Genomic DNA, 18,383 nt, shown 5'->3' with positions numbered 1-18,383 from the left:
GGAGTTGATTCGCGCCCAGCAGCTACATTGTTTCACGCTTGTTCGCTTTGACCTCGATCGTTCCCCGTGTCTCCGCCGATTACGCCGTTTCCGTCTGTGAAAACATGGTCATTGAGGACCGTAATCAAACCAGCCTGATCCAACTGATCGAGTACCTCAAACAGGCTTTCCCGCTTCCCTGCTGGCAGCTTCCGTATATAGTTGTTGATTTCTTGCGCAGACGCATTATTGCGGAAATGGACACCGCCATGTCTCGCAAAGTTATCGTTTGCAGCATTTCCTGCCGACTGGATAGACTGCTCCTGATCCGGAATTTGGTTATACGTTTCCAAGGCATGACACTCCTTTTTTTCTGAAAAACGTCTCGACGTTTTTCATTAGATTGAATGAGACCGCTTGCGGTCAGCACTTTTGTCCCCCGATGAGAGGGGAAAAACGGTCATGACCGTTTTTGTAGCATCATTCGCTCATACAGAAGTAGTGTGCCGTAATCCCCTCTTACTCATTACTGAAAAGTCTTTTTCCAGTAGAAACCGCTTTCAAGTCGAATAGTAAGCGCTTACTTTTACAACCATAATAAAGACAAACAGGGAAAGATGACGGTTTCTTTCCCTGTTTGCTGACCTAGTATAACATGTATGCAGTTGTAAACATAAGTTTACCTGAGTTGGAAGCCTCGTACAATTGATTTCACCGTTTGTTCACATAGCGTTCAATTTTATTGTACGAATCGGCTTGATTCTTGACTTTTTGTTAAGCAAGAGCTTCCTTCAATTCGTCAGAGGAATTTTGCCACATCGTCTCATTATTATCGATCAAAAGTTTCTTCAGGGCTTTCTTGCTGGTATCATCCAGCTCACTCAGCATGATGCGGCGCTTCATCGAGTAGTCCATTCGATTGACATGGTCGACGAGCAGTTTGTAGCCGCGGCGAGCTTCCCGGTCGATTTCCATGTAACAAGCAGTCGCGCCTGCGTAATACGGCCCGGCTTCTTTGCGGTCAACCGTCACCCAAACGAGCCAGTACGGCTTGCCATTTGGCACTTCTTCTTTGTTCGTTGTCCATTTGATTCCTTTTTCAACGACGCTTTTCGCATGCAGCGCCCCCATGTCGATATAAGCTTCCTCGCCGTCAATGATTACCGACGACACGGCATTCAGGTCCAGTACTCCCTGCCCGAATCCGCCGTGGACATCCGTTTTTCCGCTGAGGATTGTAAAGCCCGAGTTCTTTTTGTTGTCGAACAGATCCACTTTTTCACACACCCCTCTATCCTTATCGGTAACACTTTTTGTACCGGATCTTTCATTACTACTATTGTACCGTGAAGAGCAGAGGATGTGCAATTTTTAGGTGGAACAGACAGGTATGAGGATGAAAGCGGTTGGGGTTGGATTAAGGATGTCGCCCTTGGTGTGTCAGCCTGTTTGCGTCGATACTTTCATCGCAACAATGTACATGCTCACTACCAGGATTGTCGCCAGCGTGTAAACGAATACCTTCAGACTGTCGTCCTTTCTGCAAAGAAGAAACCAGCCGAGAAAGTAACAGGAAAACGCATAATCGGCGAAGAGGATGTGGGTCACCAACGTCGCAATCACTTCTTCTCTTGTTTCAAATCCTGACTGCAATGGGATGATCTGATACACGCCGATAAACCAATACCCGACTAAGGAAAGAAAAAGATACCATACGATGGCCAGAACGATGCGCTTTGATGAGCGATTCATGCTTCCCCCCACTTATGCTGCATCGAGAAACAGCGGTTGTTCGCAGCAGATTTCATTCTATTCAATCTCCTAAGATCTACATGAGGTGGGTAATGGCCATGAGGAATGCCACACCCCCAACCATGAATAGTGAGAATGTGAAGGCATCTTTTCTTGCTTTTACTCCCGCCATTCGAAATAACAGGTAATTCGCGCCGATCGTCGTGATCGCATAGAAAAAGAAGGCAGCAACCCCCGGCAATGGATCGATAGACGACTTTCCCGTGATCGTAATGGACGTGACTGCCCAAAGAATCAACCCATTAAGCAAGAGGACCAGATTCATCGCCAAAACTCCCAATTTTTTCGCCATTGCTCCCCTCTCCCCATACCCTTCAGTCAAATTGAAGCGGCATTATTTTCAGTGCCTTTCCGTCCGCCTTTACGTTTCGCTGGCTTCGATTATGTTCAATCGTTATCTTTTGTGGTGACTTCATTCCAGCTTGTTTCAGGAGCAATTGATTGGCAGTTCGGCCATCTTTACTGTCATAGGAAGAAATAGACAACCCGTTCTCTCTGCCGTCATCCACGATGATTTCGAGATCAGCTTTTGTCTCGACAATAATTTGGAGGTTATAACGTTCTCCACTACCCACCGCATCTTCTAGCAGATAGTTTTTCGTGGACTGCTCACGGTCCAAATCGCCTTCTGCAGTAAACTGGACCAGTTCTACCTGATCATTTTCCTTATTTCGAATATGAAGCTGCAATTCGCGGAAATCGCTCTTATCGCCTGTGAACGAATATGCAGTCAAGCTCTGCTGCTTTACATTGTGCGGCGTTTTTTGGATTCCTGCGACCGTTCCTTCATTTCCTCGTAAAAGGCTCATCACTTGTTTTCGGACAGGCGCTTCTTTTAAAAGTTCCATGTGCCCATCTGTTTTTGTATAGAAGATGTTCGCTTTCGTACTTCCCGGATTATTTGCGCTGAAAAGCGGAACCGTACCATCGCCGCGGCCAAAAATGTACTCGATATAGAGACTTGGATTTTGATTGATCGGCAGCTCTCCCCAACGGTTTAACCCGATAATCGTATTTTGCGAGTCGCCGACAATATGAGCTTGCTTAACATTGGGGTATTTATTGTCCCACACCGCTCTACGGCTCTGCGCCAAAGCCGTAAGCGGTTTGTTGGGATACTCTTTTTTCAATTCGGAAAGAGGCAATGGGTTGAATTTTTGAAGCCGGTCGATATATCCGTAAACTGTGCGGTTGAATTGGGCGAGCATTTGCCTTTCATATTCGTCCCCAGGGGCCAGTTGATATACCGCAGGCGCATTTTCGGCAATTTTAAATCCTGTTAGCGGCATAAGAAGCAGAATTCCGAAGTTGTATCCTTGAATCAAAGCTTTGGAAGCAGCAGCGGCACCAAGGTAAGGTGTACCAATCGTTATGACATTGTGAATTTGTGCCGCACGCCGCGAATCAGCCAACAGGTAATCTTTGACCAGTATTCCCCCCATGCTATGGGCGACCAATTGAACCTTTTGGGCACCTGATGCAACCAGGGCCTCCTTGATTTTGCTTTGGAAAAGGGGATGCTGCTCTCGAATATCAAGCCGCCAATCATAAGGGAAACCAAAGAGCGTTTTTCCTTTTTCATAACCTGCATCCTGTAGATCACTTATCAGATCATGATACTGATTGCCCATTTTAGACATGACAGTGAGATTCTCAATTCCATCCAGCCCGTACTCCTCCGTAACAGGGGTGATGGTTACGCCATTTTTGGATGTGACCTTATTGCTTCCGGGTGAGACAGGAATCAAGGCAAGGTTGCGCTCAATGATCTGGTTGCTCGCGACGTCCACTTCATTGATCCACGTCACCTTCCCATTATCCACTGCCAGCTGTGAGCCACCGATCCCAGGGATCAGAATTACAGGGATGGTTTTGGCGCCTACAGACAGCTTGTATGGCTTGTGTGAAAGTTTTGACTTTTGCGAGGCTGCCACCTTTATGTAGTAATCACCAGGATTTCCGCTGTATGAAATGGTTTCATTTTTATTTTTGGGGTTTTCCGACCGGCCTACCTGTTTTTTTGTCGAATCAAGCAAAAACAAATCCAAATCCATTTCCTCGGAAATATCGCTTAATTCGAGATAAATCGTGGAAGGCATGTCCAACGATAGTTTATAGTAATCGACATCCTTCAACGTATGGATGGTGGCAAGCACGGTTTGGTCAGATTGAATCAATGTTGCCTGTTTTGCCTCGTCATTCGGTTCATACTCATCCGGCTTGCTTTCAACACTTTCCGCTGCAAAGTCGATTTTCAATCGATAATAGCCGTACTTGTCAAAAGAGTCGTCCTCACCTTTTATCAAAAGATAGAAGAATTGGTTTCTCTCTCCCGAAAGCCCGTCAATCCACTCATCCATGCTTGCATTGTTTTCAGAACGCTTCACTTCATTTCCACCGGCATCGTAAACATAGACATTGTAGTTTTGGTTGGTAGGCATTTCGCCAAGCCAAACTGTGAAATTCCCGCTCTCAGGGAGCTTTACTTTCCAATAGTCTATGTCTCCCGCTTTGCCGATCCTTCCATAACCACTGTGGTTCGCCGTTATCCAATCCGCTTTACTCATGGTGTCGTTCGATTCAATTTCATAACGGTCTTGATTGGATGTCTTCCCGGGCATCTGCTCGTTTTTCTGCTTACTTTTTTTCCAGTCTTTCTCGTACCTCTCAGCCTGCTTTTTAATCATGGCTTGTGGCATCGCATCTACATTCGTGAGTAACTCCAGTTCAAGTGTATTCGATAGCTCCGTTTGATCACTCCAATTCGCTTGTTCGACTTGAAGGTGTAGTGAGTTCCCCACAGACGATGATTCATGGTCTGCGATTCGGAGTAACGAACTGGCGACCATCTCCTGATCCTCGTAAGTTTTTATTGAAAAGAGAACCTGACCAAATTGCGCTTGTGTGTCGATCAAAATGGCCGCACGATCAGTATCCTCAAAGCTGATCTCCTCTGTCTCTTCACCCGTTGAGACTGTTAGCGCAATGCGTGGGTATTCGCGTTCAAGCTCGACCTGGACATAAAGCCGCCCATTCTCAATCCAAGCTGCCTTCTCTTTGATAAACAGCCCTTCTGTTTGTTTTGATTTTGCAGAAGCTGCAGTTGCGACCGGTTGGATGGCGATGAGTACGAGAGTAAGCAGCCATATCATCGATTTCAACAGTTTCGCCATGAAAGAACCCCCTCCTCCTTGTTTCTACCTTTAACGGTATAAAAAGACAGAGGAGGCCGCAAAAATATTTATTGCTTTGTGTGATTACGGATTCCTTGGCGCTCCCATGCATTCGCAATGATTCGGAAAACACTCTTATAGTCAGTTTGCTCATGACCTGACATCCCGACTTTATTGCCGAAAGCGAAGCCCTTCTCTACTTGATAGGCAAATTGGATGTGAAAATAGACTGCGTAACTGCCTCCTTTTTCGAATCCTTTTTGTTTATCTCCCATCAAAGGCGTATCCACACCGGTTTCACGTGCCCCGAGCTTCGCGATCGTTTGCTGTGCGCCTTTCCACAAAATCGGTGAGAATGCCAACAGGTTGATATTGGATTGGAGTGTCGTATTCCGTTTTCCCGTTTCCAGAATCCACGCTTGCGCTGCATTGATTTTGGGATACTGCTTGCTGAACGGATGCATATGCTTCGGCAAAAGTTCAATCTTAGCCAATATCCGTTCTCCGGCGTAAAAATCATTCGCCTGGTTGTTCGCGTATCGATCCCGCGCATGGTATTCCGTCCATTCAGCTGTGTGCCCCAATGATCCGGTCGCATTGGGCTCGTACACTTCAAAACTTGTTTGATCTCCCAATACAGTGATTGTGAACTGGTTGCTAATCGATGCCGAATCGGTGCCCGGCATACATTTTTTTATGGTCGGCGCTTTTTCAACCGGTTGTTCTGGGTCTGGCACCCAATTCGGGTCGTCAATCTCTTCGCATTTTTCATAGGTGACGGCGAAATCTACCTGATAAGGGACATCGATGGCGAACGGATCTACTTTTACAACATAATCAGCACTGTTCAGCATTTGGTTCCAGGTCGTGAGCGTAGGAGTGACTGTCCCTTCATACATGTTGCTTTGTTTCTCTACTTTTGGTGAAAGCAAAAACTGCTTATTAATTCCCGGCCCTGTCACCGTTAGCGGAATGGACGTCGGCCATACGGTTTTGGCATTCGTCTTGGAAACCCACGACTCCGGCTTTGGTGTCACTTTCACCTTCTCATAGACGGAGTCCGCATATTTCGCTAGCAGCTCGGCTTTTTTGTCGTCTATCGCTTTCTTTATTTCGCTGTCCACTTTAGCAAAAGCAGTATCCAGCTTGTTTTGGTCGATCTCTACATCGATACGTGCTGGCTCCCTTTCCCACACGCCATCCGCCGTGCTGACCAGCAGCCGATTGCTCGAATCATATACCTTAATTTTCATGCTTCCGCCCTCTACGCCGCCTCCTGGATTGCAGGTCGTACACGGTGTCGGTTCTTCAGGGTCCTTCAGTTCTCCCACGACAATGGTTACCTCAAAATCGCACTTAGCCGTGAAGTTTTTGTCATTGAGCTTGCCTATTATTTTGTACTTACCCTCGGGGACAGGGCTTTTTTGAAAAACAGTCCAGTTCACTTCCTTGTCATCGAACAGCGGACTGTCTACCCATGGCACCGGAACCGTCCAATCCACATTTATCGAATCGGAATATCCGTCATCGATGTCAATCGGGCTTTTGCTGATGGCGATCAAATACATGGCTGCCGATTTGTCAAGTTTGATCGTTTTGCCATTGTAGTTGTGGAAGCTTTGTGCCTGATCGATCGTCTGGTCCTTATTGGCAAATGCATAAACATGGATAAAAAAAGCATCGCAAGTGGAATTTTTGCTGGTCAAATCGAAACTGATGTACAGCTCACAACCGGTGAAGGCAGGATTGGCGGCATCCGTCACTTTCACTTTGACCAAATAGCTCGTTTCAACCAGCTTAGTTTTCTCAAAGAACACAGTGGGTGACGCCGAATCGTTGGTAATGGTTTTACCCGTCTTTGTGTCGGTCACAGTCCACGTCACCTTCAGTTGATTTTGTACGGAAGGCGTTTGACTATCAGAGGTCACGACAAGCTTGATGCCTGTGTTTGCATCAATAAGGATCGGATGGATTTTGCCGGGCGATGTCGTGATATCGCTTCCCGTATCGACCGACCATCTACTATCGGTGGAAAACTTGTATTGGATGAACAAGTCTTTGCACGTCAGGCTGCGGAATTCGATGATCAGATGCTTATCGGGGCAAGGTTCAAGCTGTCCTTTCCCTTTCACGCGGACTTTTAGCGAGTATGTTCCTGCTGAAATTTCCTTGAACGCTCGCGTATACGTGGTGCCGGTCCCGACAAATGTCGTGCCTTTTCCATTTGTCAGCTCCCACGTTACGCTTTCAATGCCATTGGTTGTCCCTGCACCATTTTTGTGTAGCAACGCTCTAAAATCGACGTTGTAATCCTTATTCAAGAGCAGTTCCATTTTGTATGGATCAGCGGGTGCACCTGTACCCGTCAAGGGAGTTTCGGCGCCATTCACGCTCGCGGTCACGTACACATCGCTGCACACGAATGGATTCGGTTCGCCCCAGATGATTTTGAAATAAGTTTTGCAGTCTTCTTTATCGCGTGGAAAGGCAAACAGCGTAAATTCGGGGACATTCGCCTTGTTTGGTCCAAAATCATAGGAGAATGCAGTATCCCATGCTCCTTGCTTGCCATACGTCGAATTGATTTCAAAGTACCCTTCTGCTTGCTGCGGTTTACCTTTGTAGAGCAATCGGAAGATCGCTTCGTTCGGCTCACCTTTTGGCACTTTCAAAACATATGGTGAGCTTTGCGTGCCTGCCCCGGTTAGCATCACTTTTTGTCCATCAAGCTCGACATCGTAGGAAAAATCACTGCAGACTGTATTCTGCGAGTCAATAATCGTTACCGTAATGGACCACACGCAGTTTTTTGCCCGCCACGAATCATACGGTTCCCCAGCAAGTCCTTCATAGCTGTACGAAATTGTATAGGTTCCTTTTTTATCGAATTGAATGATTTGGTCGGATGGTGCATAGCCGTTCGTAATCGGCAAATTCAAGAAGCTGCTCGGAAACAGCCCCCAGCTGCCTTTATCATTAGACGTCCAAACCTGCTTCACAGTCGTACCATCCGGCTTCTTGATCAGCCAGTAAAGATTCGCCGACTGCTTGTCCCGGTTGGCATCCACATAGGTAGCTGAAAGTTTCAGCGATCCTCCCAACGGGATATCCGTGATCGTCCCTCCATTATCTACGGTGCCATATCCCTCCCGGTAAACGGTCGGGCAAGAAACGCTGCCTTCCGCTCCTTTTCGCTCGAATGTTTTGCACCAGCAATAGCTGCCGTCGTCACTGACGAATTTGATTGTGAAGCTGCTGTGATAGAAAGAACCATCAGTGAAACTGGTTGGCTTCACGTTTGCAGACATTGGGATGATGTTTCCACTGCCGTCATACCATTTTCCAGGAATTGTCGTCTCAATCCGCAAGTAGTCTGCATCACTGGCGACAAACTGGGTTCCGCCCGAGGGAATCATCGCGTTCAATTCCCCTTTTCCGCTGGCCGTATAGGTTTGGACAGCAAGCACCCCCTTGCAGTCCGAGCACTCTGTCGAAACGGGGTCCGCTTTCAAAAATCGGAAGGACCATTCGCATTTAGTAGAATCCGAGGGAGTGAACGTTACTGTCCGGTCACTATCGATCAAAATACTGCTGAAGGTTGTGCCTGTCCCTATCGTCTTGCCATCGATCTGCAATGTGCCCGAGACAGGGAAGGTGAGGCTATTAATTGTGTTTTTTCCTTGGGGAAGTTTGTAGCTGCCACCGGAGGTCAACAGCTGATCGGATTGGCCGGAAATTTTTATGGTTGATTGGATCGGGGTACAAATGCCTCCCCCGACGGTGAACGGCTTTGCATAAGGGACACCCATCCCGTCGACCGCAGGTGCGTTTTGACTGTTGCGGGCGTGTAGGTCCGTAATCAGCACGCGCGCCTCATAGCGGCCTGGCTTAGTTGGGGTGAACGATTGGCCGTTTATCGCCAGCTTGTAGGGGCTTGCTGTGCCTCCGTAATTCGCTCCATCGCCTCTTGGGTCGTTGTATTCTTTCTCTTGATCCCGGAATTCTACTTCAACTTTTCCAGTGTCAAGGTTGTAAATGTAGTAGCTGAGAACTTTGATGCCGCGGTCATAGTAGCTGTAGTCTTCTGTCCAAAAGCTGATGGGGACGGCTTCTCCGACGTTGACGCTTGTTTTGGGCCCAATGTCGATGCCGCCTTGTGGGCGGGGGGATGTTTTGAAGTTTAGTTGTGCGTAGTAGACTTCTTCGTCACGGTCTTTTGTTTTTGGGTCTGCCCCGGGCTTTAGTTTGTAGGTGATGGGTTCTCCTTTCCCGCCAGACATGGATGCGATGCGGGAGAGGAGGTAGGCTTTGTAGGGGGTGAAATTATAACTAGTCCCTCCTATAATCGTAGAAGCAAACAGACCATTTTCACTTTTCATAAACCCAGGGTTTCCACCAAAGATTGTAGTCCATTCATATATTTCTGTTTCGTCTATGTACGGATAACCATTTTCAGTTTTTACAACTTCACCGTCTCTGCTGTAAATATTAAACACATTTGCTCGACCACTGATGGACTCATTAACGTTTACATCAGCAATGAACATTTTTGATAAATCTCCTACTGCATCTGGATTACCTAATATTTGTAATTTATTATCTGGCGTACCCCTGACAGTTTTATCTACATTTATAAAACCAGAAATTATAGAATGTGGGTTAGGATCGCTGGAACTTGCATTCACGACTTGTTTGCTATTTGGCGAAAAATTGGTTATTAGAGTAACAATAAAAAGTATAAACAATACTCGAATTAGTACTGCCTTTAATTTCATCAGTACCACCTACGCTCTCTTAAAGGCGGATCAAAAGAATCATATCTATACTCAACCAGTCCTTTTCTATAAGGGGTTACTGTTCCAAATATAACTCGAGCTACTTTTTTAACATCTTCTCGAAACACCGAATTATCAGTTTTTATAATTTTAAACTTACCATCTTTATATAAAATAGTTATATCTGTGTTTACTTGATTAGTTCCAGTTACAGCTTTCCCACTAATAACTCCACTTTTTACTTTCAAAGAAGTGTGAAATTCATCGGCTAGCTTATTAGCTTGTGCCATCTCATTTAGATCCACGTGAAGTTGATTTATAGTAAAGGCTTGTTCAGCTCTAGTATAGTTAGATAGCCCATCATAAGCCGTAGTAGAGACCCCATTTGGAAATTTACCTGCCTTCTTCGGAATCCAACGATAGCCAACTACAAACTGAATATTGGGTAGATTTTTGTAATAATTCTCGTTATTTTTTAACCCCCGAGAATTCCTCACACTCTGCATCGCATTAATAACCAAATAAGCCGCCTCTTCCCTCGTCAAAACCGCATACGGTCGAATCGTCACCCCGTCCAGCATGCCATCCGCTTTCGCCTTCTCATATGCTGCCTTGGCCCAGTGACCTGCTGCAATTTCCGGCACGGGTGCGGCCTTTTTCACGCCTTTGATTGTCACCAGACTAGTCACCAACTCCGCCTGCGTCACCACCTGCTCCGGCCGAAAACTTCCATCTGGGAACGTCCACATCAACCGATTCTTCAGTACGTAATCAATACTATTTTTCAACGGGTGCGCAGCATAATCCGATTGGGCTACTACCGTAGCAGGCTTTTCCGCGGCAAAGCTCGGCGAATAGGTTGCTGCTGTCCCCAAAATGGCTACCACTGCTACTACCATTTGCATGCTTTTTTTCATAAAAAACTCCCCCTCCATCGTCCATCTCTATTTTCCGTCAACTGGTTCCATGAATCGTCTCCTCCATTTTCCGTATGAGTCCTGCCGATTCCTTTACATTTATTTGATTTTCCTCCTGATTTTGTTTCCCGGTCCATCCGGCGACTTCGTTTGCACCGATGTCTCCCTCACTTGCATGCATGACGGCTTGCGTGACGAGGTCGGCTGCCTCCTTTACAGAGAGCGGGCTGTCGGGCTTGATGATGCAGGAACAACCTATGATGCCTTCCTTTTTGGCTGTCGCGTAATAAGGGGCAGCCCAATGATTTTCCGCCCCCTGTGGCACGATGAGCCCATTTTCTTTCGGGCCATAGGCAAGCACCAGCATCTTGATAAACATCGCCTGTGTGATCGGGTCCTTCTCCTGCAATCCCGAATCGAGAAACCCCTTTTCCATTGCCCACTGCATATCCGATTGAGGCGACAAGTCGCCGATATCCACGATTTCCTCCGCCTTGCTTGCCAATAACCCGCCGACAAATGAGAGTGCGCAAATCACAATCACGATGACCCATTTCCGTACGGTTCCCGTCCTCTCCAAGAGCTTGTTCATCCCGTTATCCCTCCCAACGTTTTACCTATTATCGCTTCCCGAGTTGGGACAAAAAAAGTTGGGTTACTCGCAATAAAAAAACTCCGCCGCATGTGCAGCAGAGCTTTCCCCATATTACATTCGTAGCACTCCATAAAAAAACACCCACTAAAAAAATCAGCAGGTGTGGCTTTTCGAACGACTTCACGCTCAACATAATAAATTCCTGATCAGTGCTGTAATCCACGAAGCTCGTCCACAAAAGCGAGTCCTTTCAAAATCTCTTCCTCTGTATATTTTTGCTTGCTTTTTAGTGTAAAAACTTTTTCCTTCATTTCCTCATACATCAGCGTATCGAAATAGAGAATGGTAGAGACCAACTCAAGAAACCGGGAATTCTCCTGGTTCATCCGGCGAATTAGCGCCTCCCCGTAGCCGAGGTCCGCCTCATGAAAACGGAGGAAATCGCTGCCGACCTCGTTGAGTATGTATCGATACTTTTGAATCGCGCCCTTTGTCTCCATCTCTTCGTCAAGCAGGCCCAGATTGCAAAGCTCATCAACACGCAACGTCAATTCTTCCGAATACGGTCCGTACATATGAAATTGAAAACGGTCATCGAAATCTACATTCAGCTTTTTCGCGATAAACACCATCTTGTGCAATTTCTTGCGGCCGCTTACCTCACCTGCGATTTCAATCAGGCGCAAAATTTTGGCGTGACCGTTAAGCATCCTCCATCACTCCTAGACGTTTTCGTATCTCATCCGCGACCTCGCGCGGCAACGCATCCAGCTTGTCCGCCGGGAAAAAGAGTTTATAGTCAAAGCGGCGCTTACCGCTAATCGATTCGACGATCTCCGACTTTGTCGACAGTTCCGCAACTTCGCCATTCGGCATGAGGAGCATGATCGGAATGCGCTCCTCTTCTTTTCCGCGGCGATAAAAATCATAAGGAAGATCGGAGGAAGAGTCAACTTCCAGATAATAGGCCGGGTCAATTCCGGCGTCGGTGAGCAATTGTTTCAGCTCGCTCAAGCGGCGAAAATCTCTCGGATTATATTCGACGTATTGAAAGAGATTCCTGTCAAGAAAGCGGTTGCACAGGTCCGACAAAATGGGGTCAGCGTCACGGCTCCACTGGTGCATGAAGTAAAACACTACCGACTCATCAAGCGCCAAATAATCCGCAAGCGTCGGCTTTTCCTGGAAAAACGGCAGCAAGTCGACCGGTTCCCGCTGGAAAGCAAAGCCTTGTTGATACAGATGCTTCGCACGCTGAAAAATTTTGTTCAGGACAACCTCCGCACTGCGTGTCACGGGATGGAAGTAGACTTGCCAATACATCTGGTAGCGGGACATGATGTAGTCTTCGACGGCATGCATGCCGCTGAATTTGAACACAATTCCTTCATCATGGGGGCGCATCACGCGCAAAATGCGTTCGATATCGAAATTGCCGTAATTGACGCCGGTGAAATAAGCGTCTCGCAGCAAGTAATCCATCCGGTCAGCATCGATCTGGCTGGAAACCAGGCTGATGATCAGCTTGTTGTTATAGGTCTTGGCAATGACCTCCGCCACTTTTTGCGGGAATTGCGGACTGACTCTGCGCAAAATTTGATTGATGTGGGTATCGCCTGTGATAACTTCCTTGGTCCATTCTTCATGGTGGAAGCGGAACACTTTTTCAAACGAATGGGAAAACGGACCGTGCCCAACGTCATGCAGCAGCGCTGCGCAAAGGCAGAGAAGCTTTTCTTCCCTCGTCAGCGTAATTCTGCCTTCAAAGGTTTCCAAAATGCGGCGCATGATTTCATAGACGCCTAGTGAATGGTTGAAACGGCTATGCTCGCCGCCATGAAAGGTGAGATAGCTTGTCCCCAGCTGGCGGATGCGGCGGAGACGCTGGAATTCGGGAGAATCGATCAGGTCCCAAATCAGCTTTTCCCGGACATGGACGTAGCGGTGCACCGGGTCTTTAAATACTTTTTCCTCATGTAACAGTTCCGGCTCCTGCAGCACGATGCTCCACCATCCTTTTCTTTGAAAGGAATCAAGAGGACCTGTAGCCAGGTCCCCTTGCTCATTCCACTCTCATTTTATACTTCGACCTGCTCTCCATACAAATCAGGACGTTTTGCTGCTTTTTTCGCGAGCCTTTTTGCCTTCCTTCTCGCCAATACCATATAGAAGGCGGGAACGACGATCAGCGTCAGCATCGTGGAGAAAAGCAGACCGAAGATAATCGTCACAGCCAGCGGTTTGAACAGCACATCGCCGGTCAGGGCAAGCGGCGTCAAACCGGCTACCGCCGTAAAGGAAGTAAGCAAGATCGGCCGCAACCGCGCCTCACCCGCATGGATGACCGCTTCCTTCAGCTCTGTGCCAGCATGACGCGCCTCTTCGATAAATTCGATCAGCACGATACCGTTTCGCACCACGATCCCGGACAGCGAGATCACGCCCATCATCGTCATGAAGCCAAGTGGCGTCTGCGTGATGAACAGCCCGATCAGACTTCCGGCAAAGGCAAGATAGATCGTGCTCATGACCAGCACCGGCATGGTCAACGAATAAAATTGCATCGCAATTAAAATCAAGATCAGGAACACTACGATGATCGATAGCTTACCCATATCAAGGAAGATGTCGGTTTGCTCCGATGTTTCCCCGCCAATTTCATAGCGATAGCCTTCAGGTAGCTGTGTCGATTTGACGATCGGCAAAATATCCTTCATCACATCGGTAGCTGTACGTCCGCTCACGTCACCGTAAATGGTCACTTCACGCGACAAGTTGCGGTGCAGCACTTTTTGAATGCTGAACGTCGGTTTGATTTGCGCGAGCTGCGAAAGCGGGATTTGTTGTCCCAACGCATTCATGACGGTCAGACGCTGGAAAATCATCGACGGATCTTCATCCGTTTTTTCCAAATATACTTTCATGTCAATTAGATCGTTCCCGGTATCGAACTGGCTGAACTCAATCCCTTCACTGACTAACCGCAGCGTGCGGGACAGCTCAGTGTAATTGACCAGCTTTTGCTGCATCAGGTCTTTGTTCACCTCGAATTGAAGCGTGTACCGCTCAAACCCCATATCATCCTGGATATCAAGGGTTCCGGGAACTTTGGAGATTTTCTCCTTCAGCTCTTTGGAAATGCTGCGCAGCGTATCGATGTTTTGTCCATAGATGCGCACGGCGATCGGCTTGCCGACCGGTGGTCCCATATCCAGCTCTTTCGGGACTACGCTGGCTTCCGGGAAGCGTTTTTTCAGTTCAACTCGCCATGGCTCAATGATATCGGAAGCATGCATTTGATGCGAGTCATATTTAACGACAATTTGTCCCACCATGATACCCGAGCCATTATCGGTATCTCCGCTGAACATTTTCGGGGCGCTTTCTCCCGCATAGGCGGCTACATCGGTAACGCCTTTTTGCTGCATGACCCAATCGGAAACGTCGCCGACCACCTTGTCGGTCTTCTCAATGCTGCTTCCTACCGGCACGCGGATATTGACCAAAAACACCTCTTGGTCCGATTTGGGGAACAATTGAACCGGCGTGAGCGGGATCAATCCGTATGCTGCGGTGCCGATCATAACGCCGACCATCCCGGTCAAGAGCGGTCGCTTCAGCATTCGTGGCATCAATCGGTTGGCATACCATTGCGTCAATTGATGAATCTGGACGCCTAAAAGCCCTGCTGGCTTGCGGTAGGAATCGACGCTCTTTTTACTGCGTTTCTCATACCATTCCCGGAAAATCGGGATGATCGTGAGCGACATGATCATAGAAGCCAGCATCGTCAACGAAATGATCGCAGGCATCGGTCTGATAAACTGTCCCGTGTTTCCGCTCAGGAACATGAGCGGGGCAAAGGAAGCCATGGTTGCGAGGGTCGCGGTAAGAATCGAGATGGATACTTCCTTCGCGCCCTTGACGGAGGCATCAAACGGCTTCTCACGCAGTACGGACAGTCTGCGCTCGATGTTGTCATTAACAACGACCGCGTCATCGACCAAAATCCCCAAGACGATGATGAGCGCCCCGATGGAGATAAAGTTGAGCGTAATGCCCATCGGCGGCAGAAAGATTAGACCAACGGCGATCGAAATCGGAATCGCCATGGCCACGACAAGCGAGGTGATCACGTTCAAGCCTAGCGTACATACTAGCAGCACCGACACGATCGCAATGCCCATTTCGCGAACCAGCTCACTGAACAGCTCGTTAACCCGCTCGTTTTGGGAGTAGATCGACTCCTTGTGCGCATAGGCAGGCAGCGTTTTTCCGAGAGTCTCCATCATCGCATCAACCCGTTTTTGCAGATCGGGAACATCGCTGCCCGTCTCCGCGTTGATGCTCAGCGTGACAGATGGTTTTCCGTTGTAGTACGAGTACGTTTTTACCTGCTCGGTCGACATGGTAACCTTGCCGATGTCTTTGAGATAGACTGGAAAGCCTTCCGGCGTTTTGGAAAGGATGATATTGTTCAGCTCATCGATACTGCGCGTCTCATTAATTTTGAGCTGATACGTGCGGTCGCTCACCGTCAAATCGCCGAGCGGTATCTTTTCATTTTCAGTCTTGACCGCCGACATGACCTGGGCCCAAGAAAGACCGTAGTTTTGCAGCTTTTGCGTATCAACATCAATACGTACCTCTTGCTCCGGCAACCCGCCAATCGTGACATCGGCGACGTTGGGAATGGTACGAAGCTGATCCTTCCACGTTTTCAGCAAATCACGCAGGCTGTTCACTTGTTCCCGTGTATCGGCATAGACCGCAATCGATTGAATAAAGGTACGATTCAGGTCATCATTGATGATCGGCTGCTTGGCGTCATTTGGCAAATCAGCTTTGGCGTCCTGCACTTTTTTGCGCAGCTCGTCGAACTTTTGCTTGGGTTCAACATCACCTTCCGTTTCGATCACGATAACCGAAACACCCAGGCTGGAGGTTGACTGAATCGACTTGATGCCTTGCAGCTCGTTGATTTTTTCCTCCAGCTTTTTGGTGACTGTCTGCTCCACTTTTTCCGGGGATGCACCGGGTAATACGGTTGTGACCGTCGCCACGTTTATGACGATGTCAGGATAATCTTGCCTGGGAAGCTGGAAAAAGCTCATGAAGCCAACCATGGCGACCATGACAAAGAATAGCAGTGTGATTTTGCGTTTTTTAACGATGTATCCGATCACTGCTTGGCCCCTCCCGTCAGCTCGATGGCATCACCGTCAAACAGCCGGTCAGCTCCTTTGGTCACCAATTGCTCCCCTTCCTTGAGGCCAGAGGTGATCTCCAGCTTGTTTTGGATGAGCACGCCGATGGTGACGCTCGTTTTGACCGCTTTCCCGCCATTCACCACAAACACATACGGCTGCGCTTCCCCTTGGCTGATGACTGCTGCGGCAGGGACAAAAATGCCGGTTTTTCCTTCGATCGTCTTGCTCGCTTTGATCACTTGCCCCGCAAACCAATCGTGCTTAGGGTTTGGAATTGTGATTTCCACCCCGATCGTGCCTGTGCTTTCGTTCGTCGCCGGGTAAATTTTCGCTACTTTTCCTGAGCGCTTCTGGTCGTAAAGAGCCACATCGACCGAATCTCCTACCTTCCACGCCCCGATCTCGTAGTCAGGAACGGGCAGGACGGTTTTCAATGTGTCAATCATACCGATCTTGTAAACGGGAGCTCCTGCGCCGACCAGCTGGCCGGCCGCATTCAGCTTCGCCAAGATAGTTCCCTGGATGGGAGAAGCCAGCTGTGTCTTCGAAAGCGTGCGGGCTGCTTGCTGCTTGGCAACCAGCGCCTGATCATAGGTGGAGCGCTGCGCCGCTTTGTCCTCGACACGCGCGCCCTGCGTGGTCAGCGAGTATGATTGCTTGGCTGATTCCAAATCTTTCTGGGCAATGTCCAGAGCATCTTTCGCGTTGTCCAGATCGTTTTGCGAGACGGCCTGTTCCTTGAACAGTTTTTGCACGCGATTAAAGTCGTCCTGCGCTTTTTGATAACCGATGGTCGCTTTATCCACGAGCAGCTTGGCTTGCAGTAGTTCCTGCTCGCGCGCTCCGTTGTTGACCTTGCTCAGCACGGCTCCCGACTGCTTCACCGTCGTATCCGCCAAGGCTAGCTGGAGAGAATAATCCTGGGAATCGAGACTAGCCAGCACTTCGCCTGCCTTGACTGCGTCCCCTTCCTCTTTTGCGAGTTGGGTGATCCGCCCGCCTACTTCAAAGGATATTGTCGCTTCTTCATAAGGCTGCAGTGTGGCTGACAGTTCACTGATCCGTCCCACTTTTTCCGGCTTGACCGCCATCGCCTCAACTTGCTTTGTATCCACCGGGGCTTGTTGGGCTGTCGGGTTATCCTTTTGGCTGCATGCGGCCGTCGTGACAACCAGCCCGGAAAGTAATAATACTGTGAGCCATTTGTTTTTCATGGTTCGCTCTCGCTCCATTCGTGCGCTTTATTTTCTTAGCCCGGTGAACAAGATGTTAGACGCATGCTGCATGACCTGGTATTCATCCATCGGACAAGTTGTTTCCAATCCAATGTGCTGATTAACAATAAATTCGATTAAAACCGTAGACAGAAGCATATGGGCAGCAACGCCGTGGTCCTTCTGGTCGTCGAGAATGCCCTGGCTCGCCAATTTCTCTAGCTCGGCTCGCAAAACCTCGATGGCTGCTTCTGGTATGCGGCAAAACAACTGCGCCAGCTCCGGCCTGTCGCGCGCTTCGAACATGCAGATGATGAAGCTGTCCTTGCGTTCGACCAAAATTTCATAATAGCGTCTCGCATAGGCAGCAAGCAGTTCCTCAACGCTACCGCTAAAATCTCTGACAAACGCTTCCAGCGGGTCGCGGATCGCGGTCATTTCCAGCAACGCAGCATCGAGAAGCCCTTCTTTATTTTTGAAATGGCGGAAAACTGTCACTTCATTTACGCCCGCAAGCTCAGCAATTTTTCGTGTGGTTGCGCCTTTATAGCCTTTTTCCGCCATGAGCTGCTTGGCGGCGGCGATGATGCGCTGCCTCGTTTCCTGCTCGGCTCCCTTGCCCTCGTGTATATCCGTATAGTCTTCATTCATTCTTTCAAACCTCCAAAACAAGCAAGTGGTTACTTACTTTCATGACTACCAACATCC

Annotated in this window: 13 protein-coding genes; all 13 read right to left on the bottom strand. The window is 48.4% G+C overall.

Annotated elements, in window-relative coordinates; genetic code table 11:
* Positions 1-32: 32 nt before the first annotated feature.
* Positions 33-293 (bottom strand): hypothetical protein, encoded by a 261-nt coding sequence (locus EDM56_RS24325; RefSeq protein ID WP_122920621.1) that lies wholly within the window; start codon positions 291-293, stop codon positions 33-35.
* Between the two features lie 460 nt (positions 294-753).
* Positions 754-1,254, bottom strand: coding sequence for a YwhD family protein (locus EDM56_RS24320; protein ID WP_122920530.1), 501 nt, complete (start codon positions 1,252-1,254; stop codon positions 754-756).
* 165 nt (positions 1,255-1,419) lie between these two features.
* Positions 1,420-1,731 carry a hypothetical protein gene (locus EDM56_RS24315; protein ID WP_122920529.1) on the bottom strand — a complete coding sequence of 104 codons (312 nt, stop codon included), beginning with the start codon at positions 1,729-1,731 and terminating at the stop codon, positions 1,420-1,422.
* Positions 1,732-1,807: 76 nt separating this feature from the next.
* Positions 1,808-2,083, bottom strand: coding sequence for a hypothetical protein (locus tag EDM56_RS24310; RefSeq protein ID WP_122920528.1), 276 nt, complete (start codon positions 2,081-2,083; stop codon positions 1,808-1,810).
* A gap of 22 nt (positions 2,084-2,105) precedes the next feature.
* Positions 2,106-4,964 (bottom strand): lipase/acyltransferase domain-containing protein, encoded by a 2,859-nt coding sequence (locus tag EDM56_RS24305; protein WP_122920527.1) that lies wholly within the window; start codon positions 4,962-4,964, stop codon positions 2,106-2,108.
* A gap of 68 nt (positions 4,965-5,032) precedes the next feature.
* Complete coding sequence (locus tag EDM56_RS24300; protein ID WP_148040415.1) at positions 5,033-9,343, bottom strand: hypothetical protein; 4,311 nt, start codon at positions 9,341-9,343, stop codon at positions 5,033-5,035.
* Positions 9,344-9,738: 395 nt separating this feature from the next.
* Positions 9,739-10,656, bottom strand: a complete 918-nt coding sequence (locus tag EDM56_RS24295; RefSeq protein ID WP_183192579.1) for an S-layer homology domain-containing protein — start codon at positions 10,654-10,656, stop codon at positions 9,739-9,741.
* Between the two features lie 37 nt (positions 10,657-10,693).
* Positions 10,694-11,248 (bottom strand): hypothetical protein, encoded by a 555-nt coding sequence (locus EDM56_RS24290; protein WP_122920524.1) that lies wholly within the window; start codon positions 11,246-11,248, stop codon positions 10,694-10,696.
* A 209-nt stretch (positions 11,249-11,457) separates the two neighbouring features.
* On the bottom strand, positions 11,458-11,961 hold the full coding sequence (locus tag EDM56_RS24285) for a YwgA family protein (protein ID WP_122920523.1): 504 nt from the start codon (positions 11,959-11,961) through the stop codon (positions 11,458-11,460).
* The gene (locus EDM56_RS24280; protein WP_122920620.1) at positions 11,954-13,249 is read right to left on the bottom strand and encodes an HD domain-containing protein; all 1,296 of its coding nucleotides are present in this window, start codon (positions 13,247-13,249) and stop codon (positions 11,954-11,956) included. Before EDM56_RS24280 ends, EDM56_RS24285 begins: the two co-directional genes overlap by 8 nt.
* Before the next feature lie 80 nt (positions 13,250-13,329).
* The gene (locus EDM56_RS24275) at positions 13,330-16,437 is read right to left on the bottom strand and encodes an efflux RND transporter permease subunit (RefSeq protein WP_122920522.1); all 3,108 of its coding nucleotides are present in this window, start codon (positions 16,435-16,437) and stop codon (positions 13,330-13,332) included.
* Positions 16,434-17,675, bottom strand: a complete 1,242-nt coding sequence (locus tag EDM56_RS24270; RefSeq protein ID WP_122920521.1) for an efflux RND transporter periplasmic adaptor subunit — start codon at positions 17,673-17,675, stop codon at positions 16,434-16,436. Before EDM56_RS24270 ends, EDM56_RS24275 begins: the two co-directional genes overlap by 4 nt.
* Before the next feature lie 27 nt (positions 17,676-17,702).
* A complete protein-coding gene (locus EDM56_RS24265) occupies positions 17,703-18,326 on the bottom strand; it encodes a TetR/AcrR family transcriptional regulator (protein ID WP_122920520.1) in 624 nt (207 codons plus the stop codon).
* Positions 18,327-18,383 lie beyond the last annotated feature (57 nt).

The organism is Brevibacillus fluminis (assembly GCF_003710825.1).
Classification (GTDB): Bacteria; Bacillota; Bacilli; order Brevibacillales; family Brevibacillaceae; genus Brevibacillus_D; species Brevibacillus_D fluminis.
The sequence above is the reverse complement of the archived record's forward strand: the minus strand, read 5'-3'. Positions and strand labels throughout refer to the sequence as shown.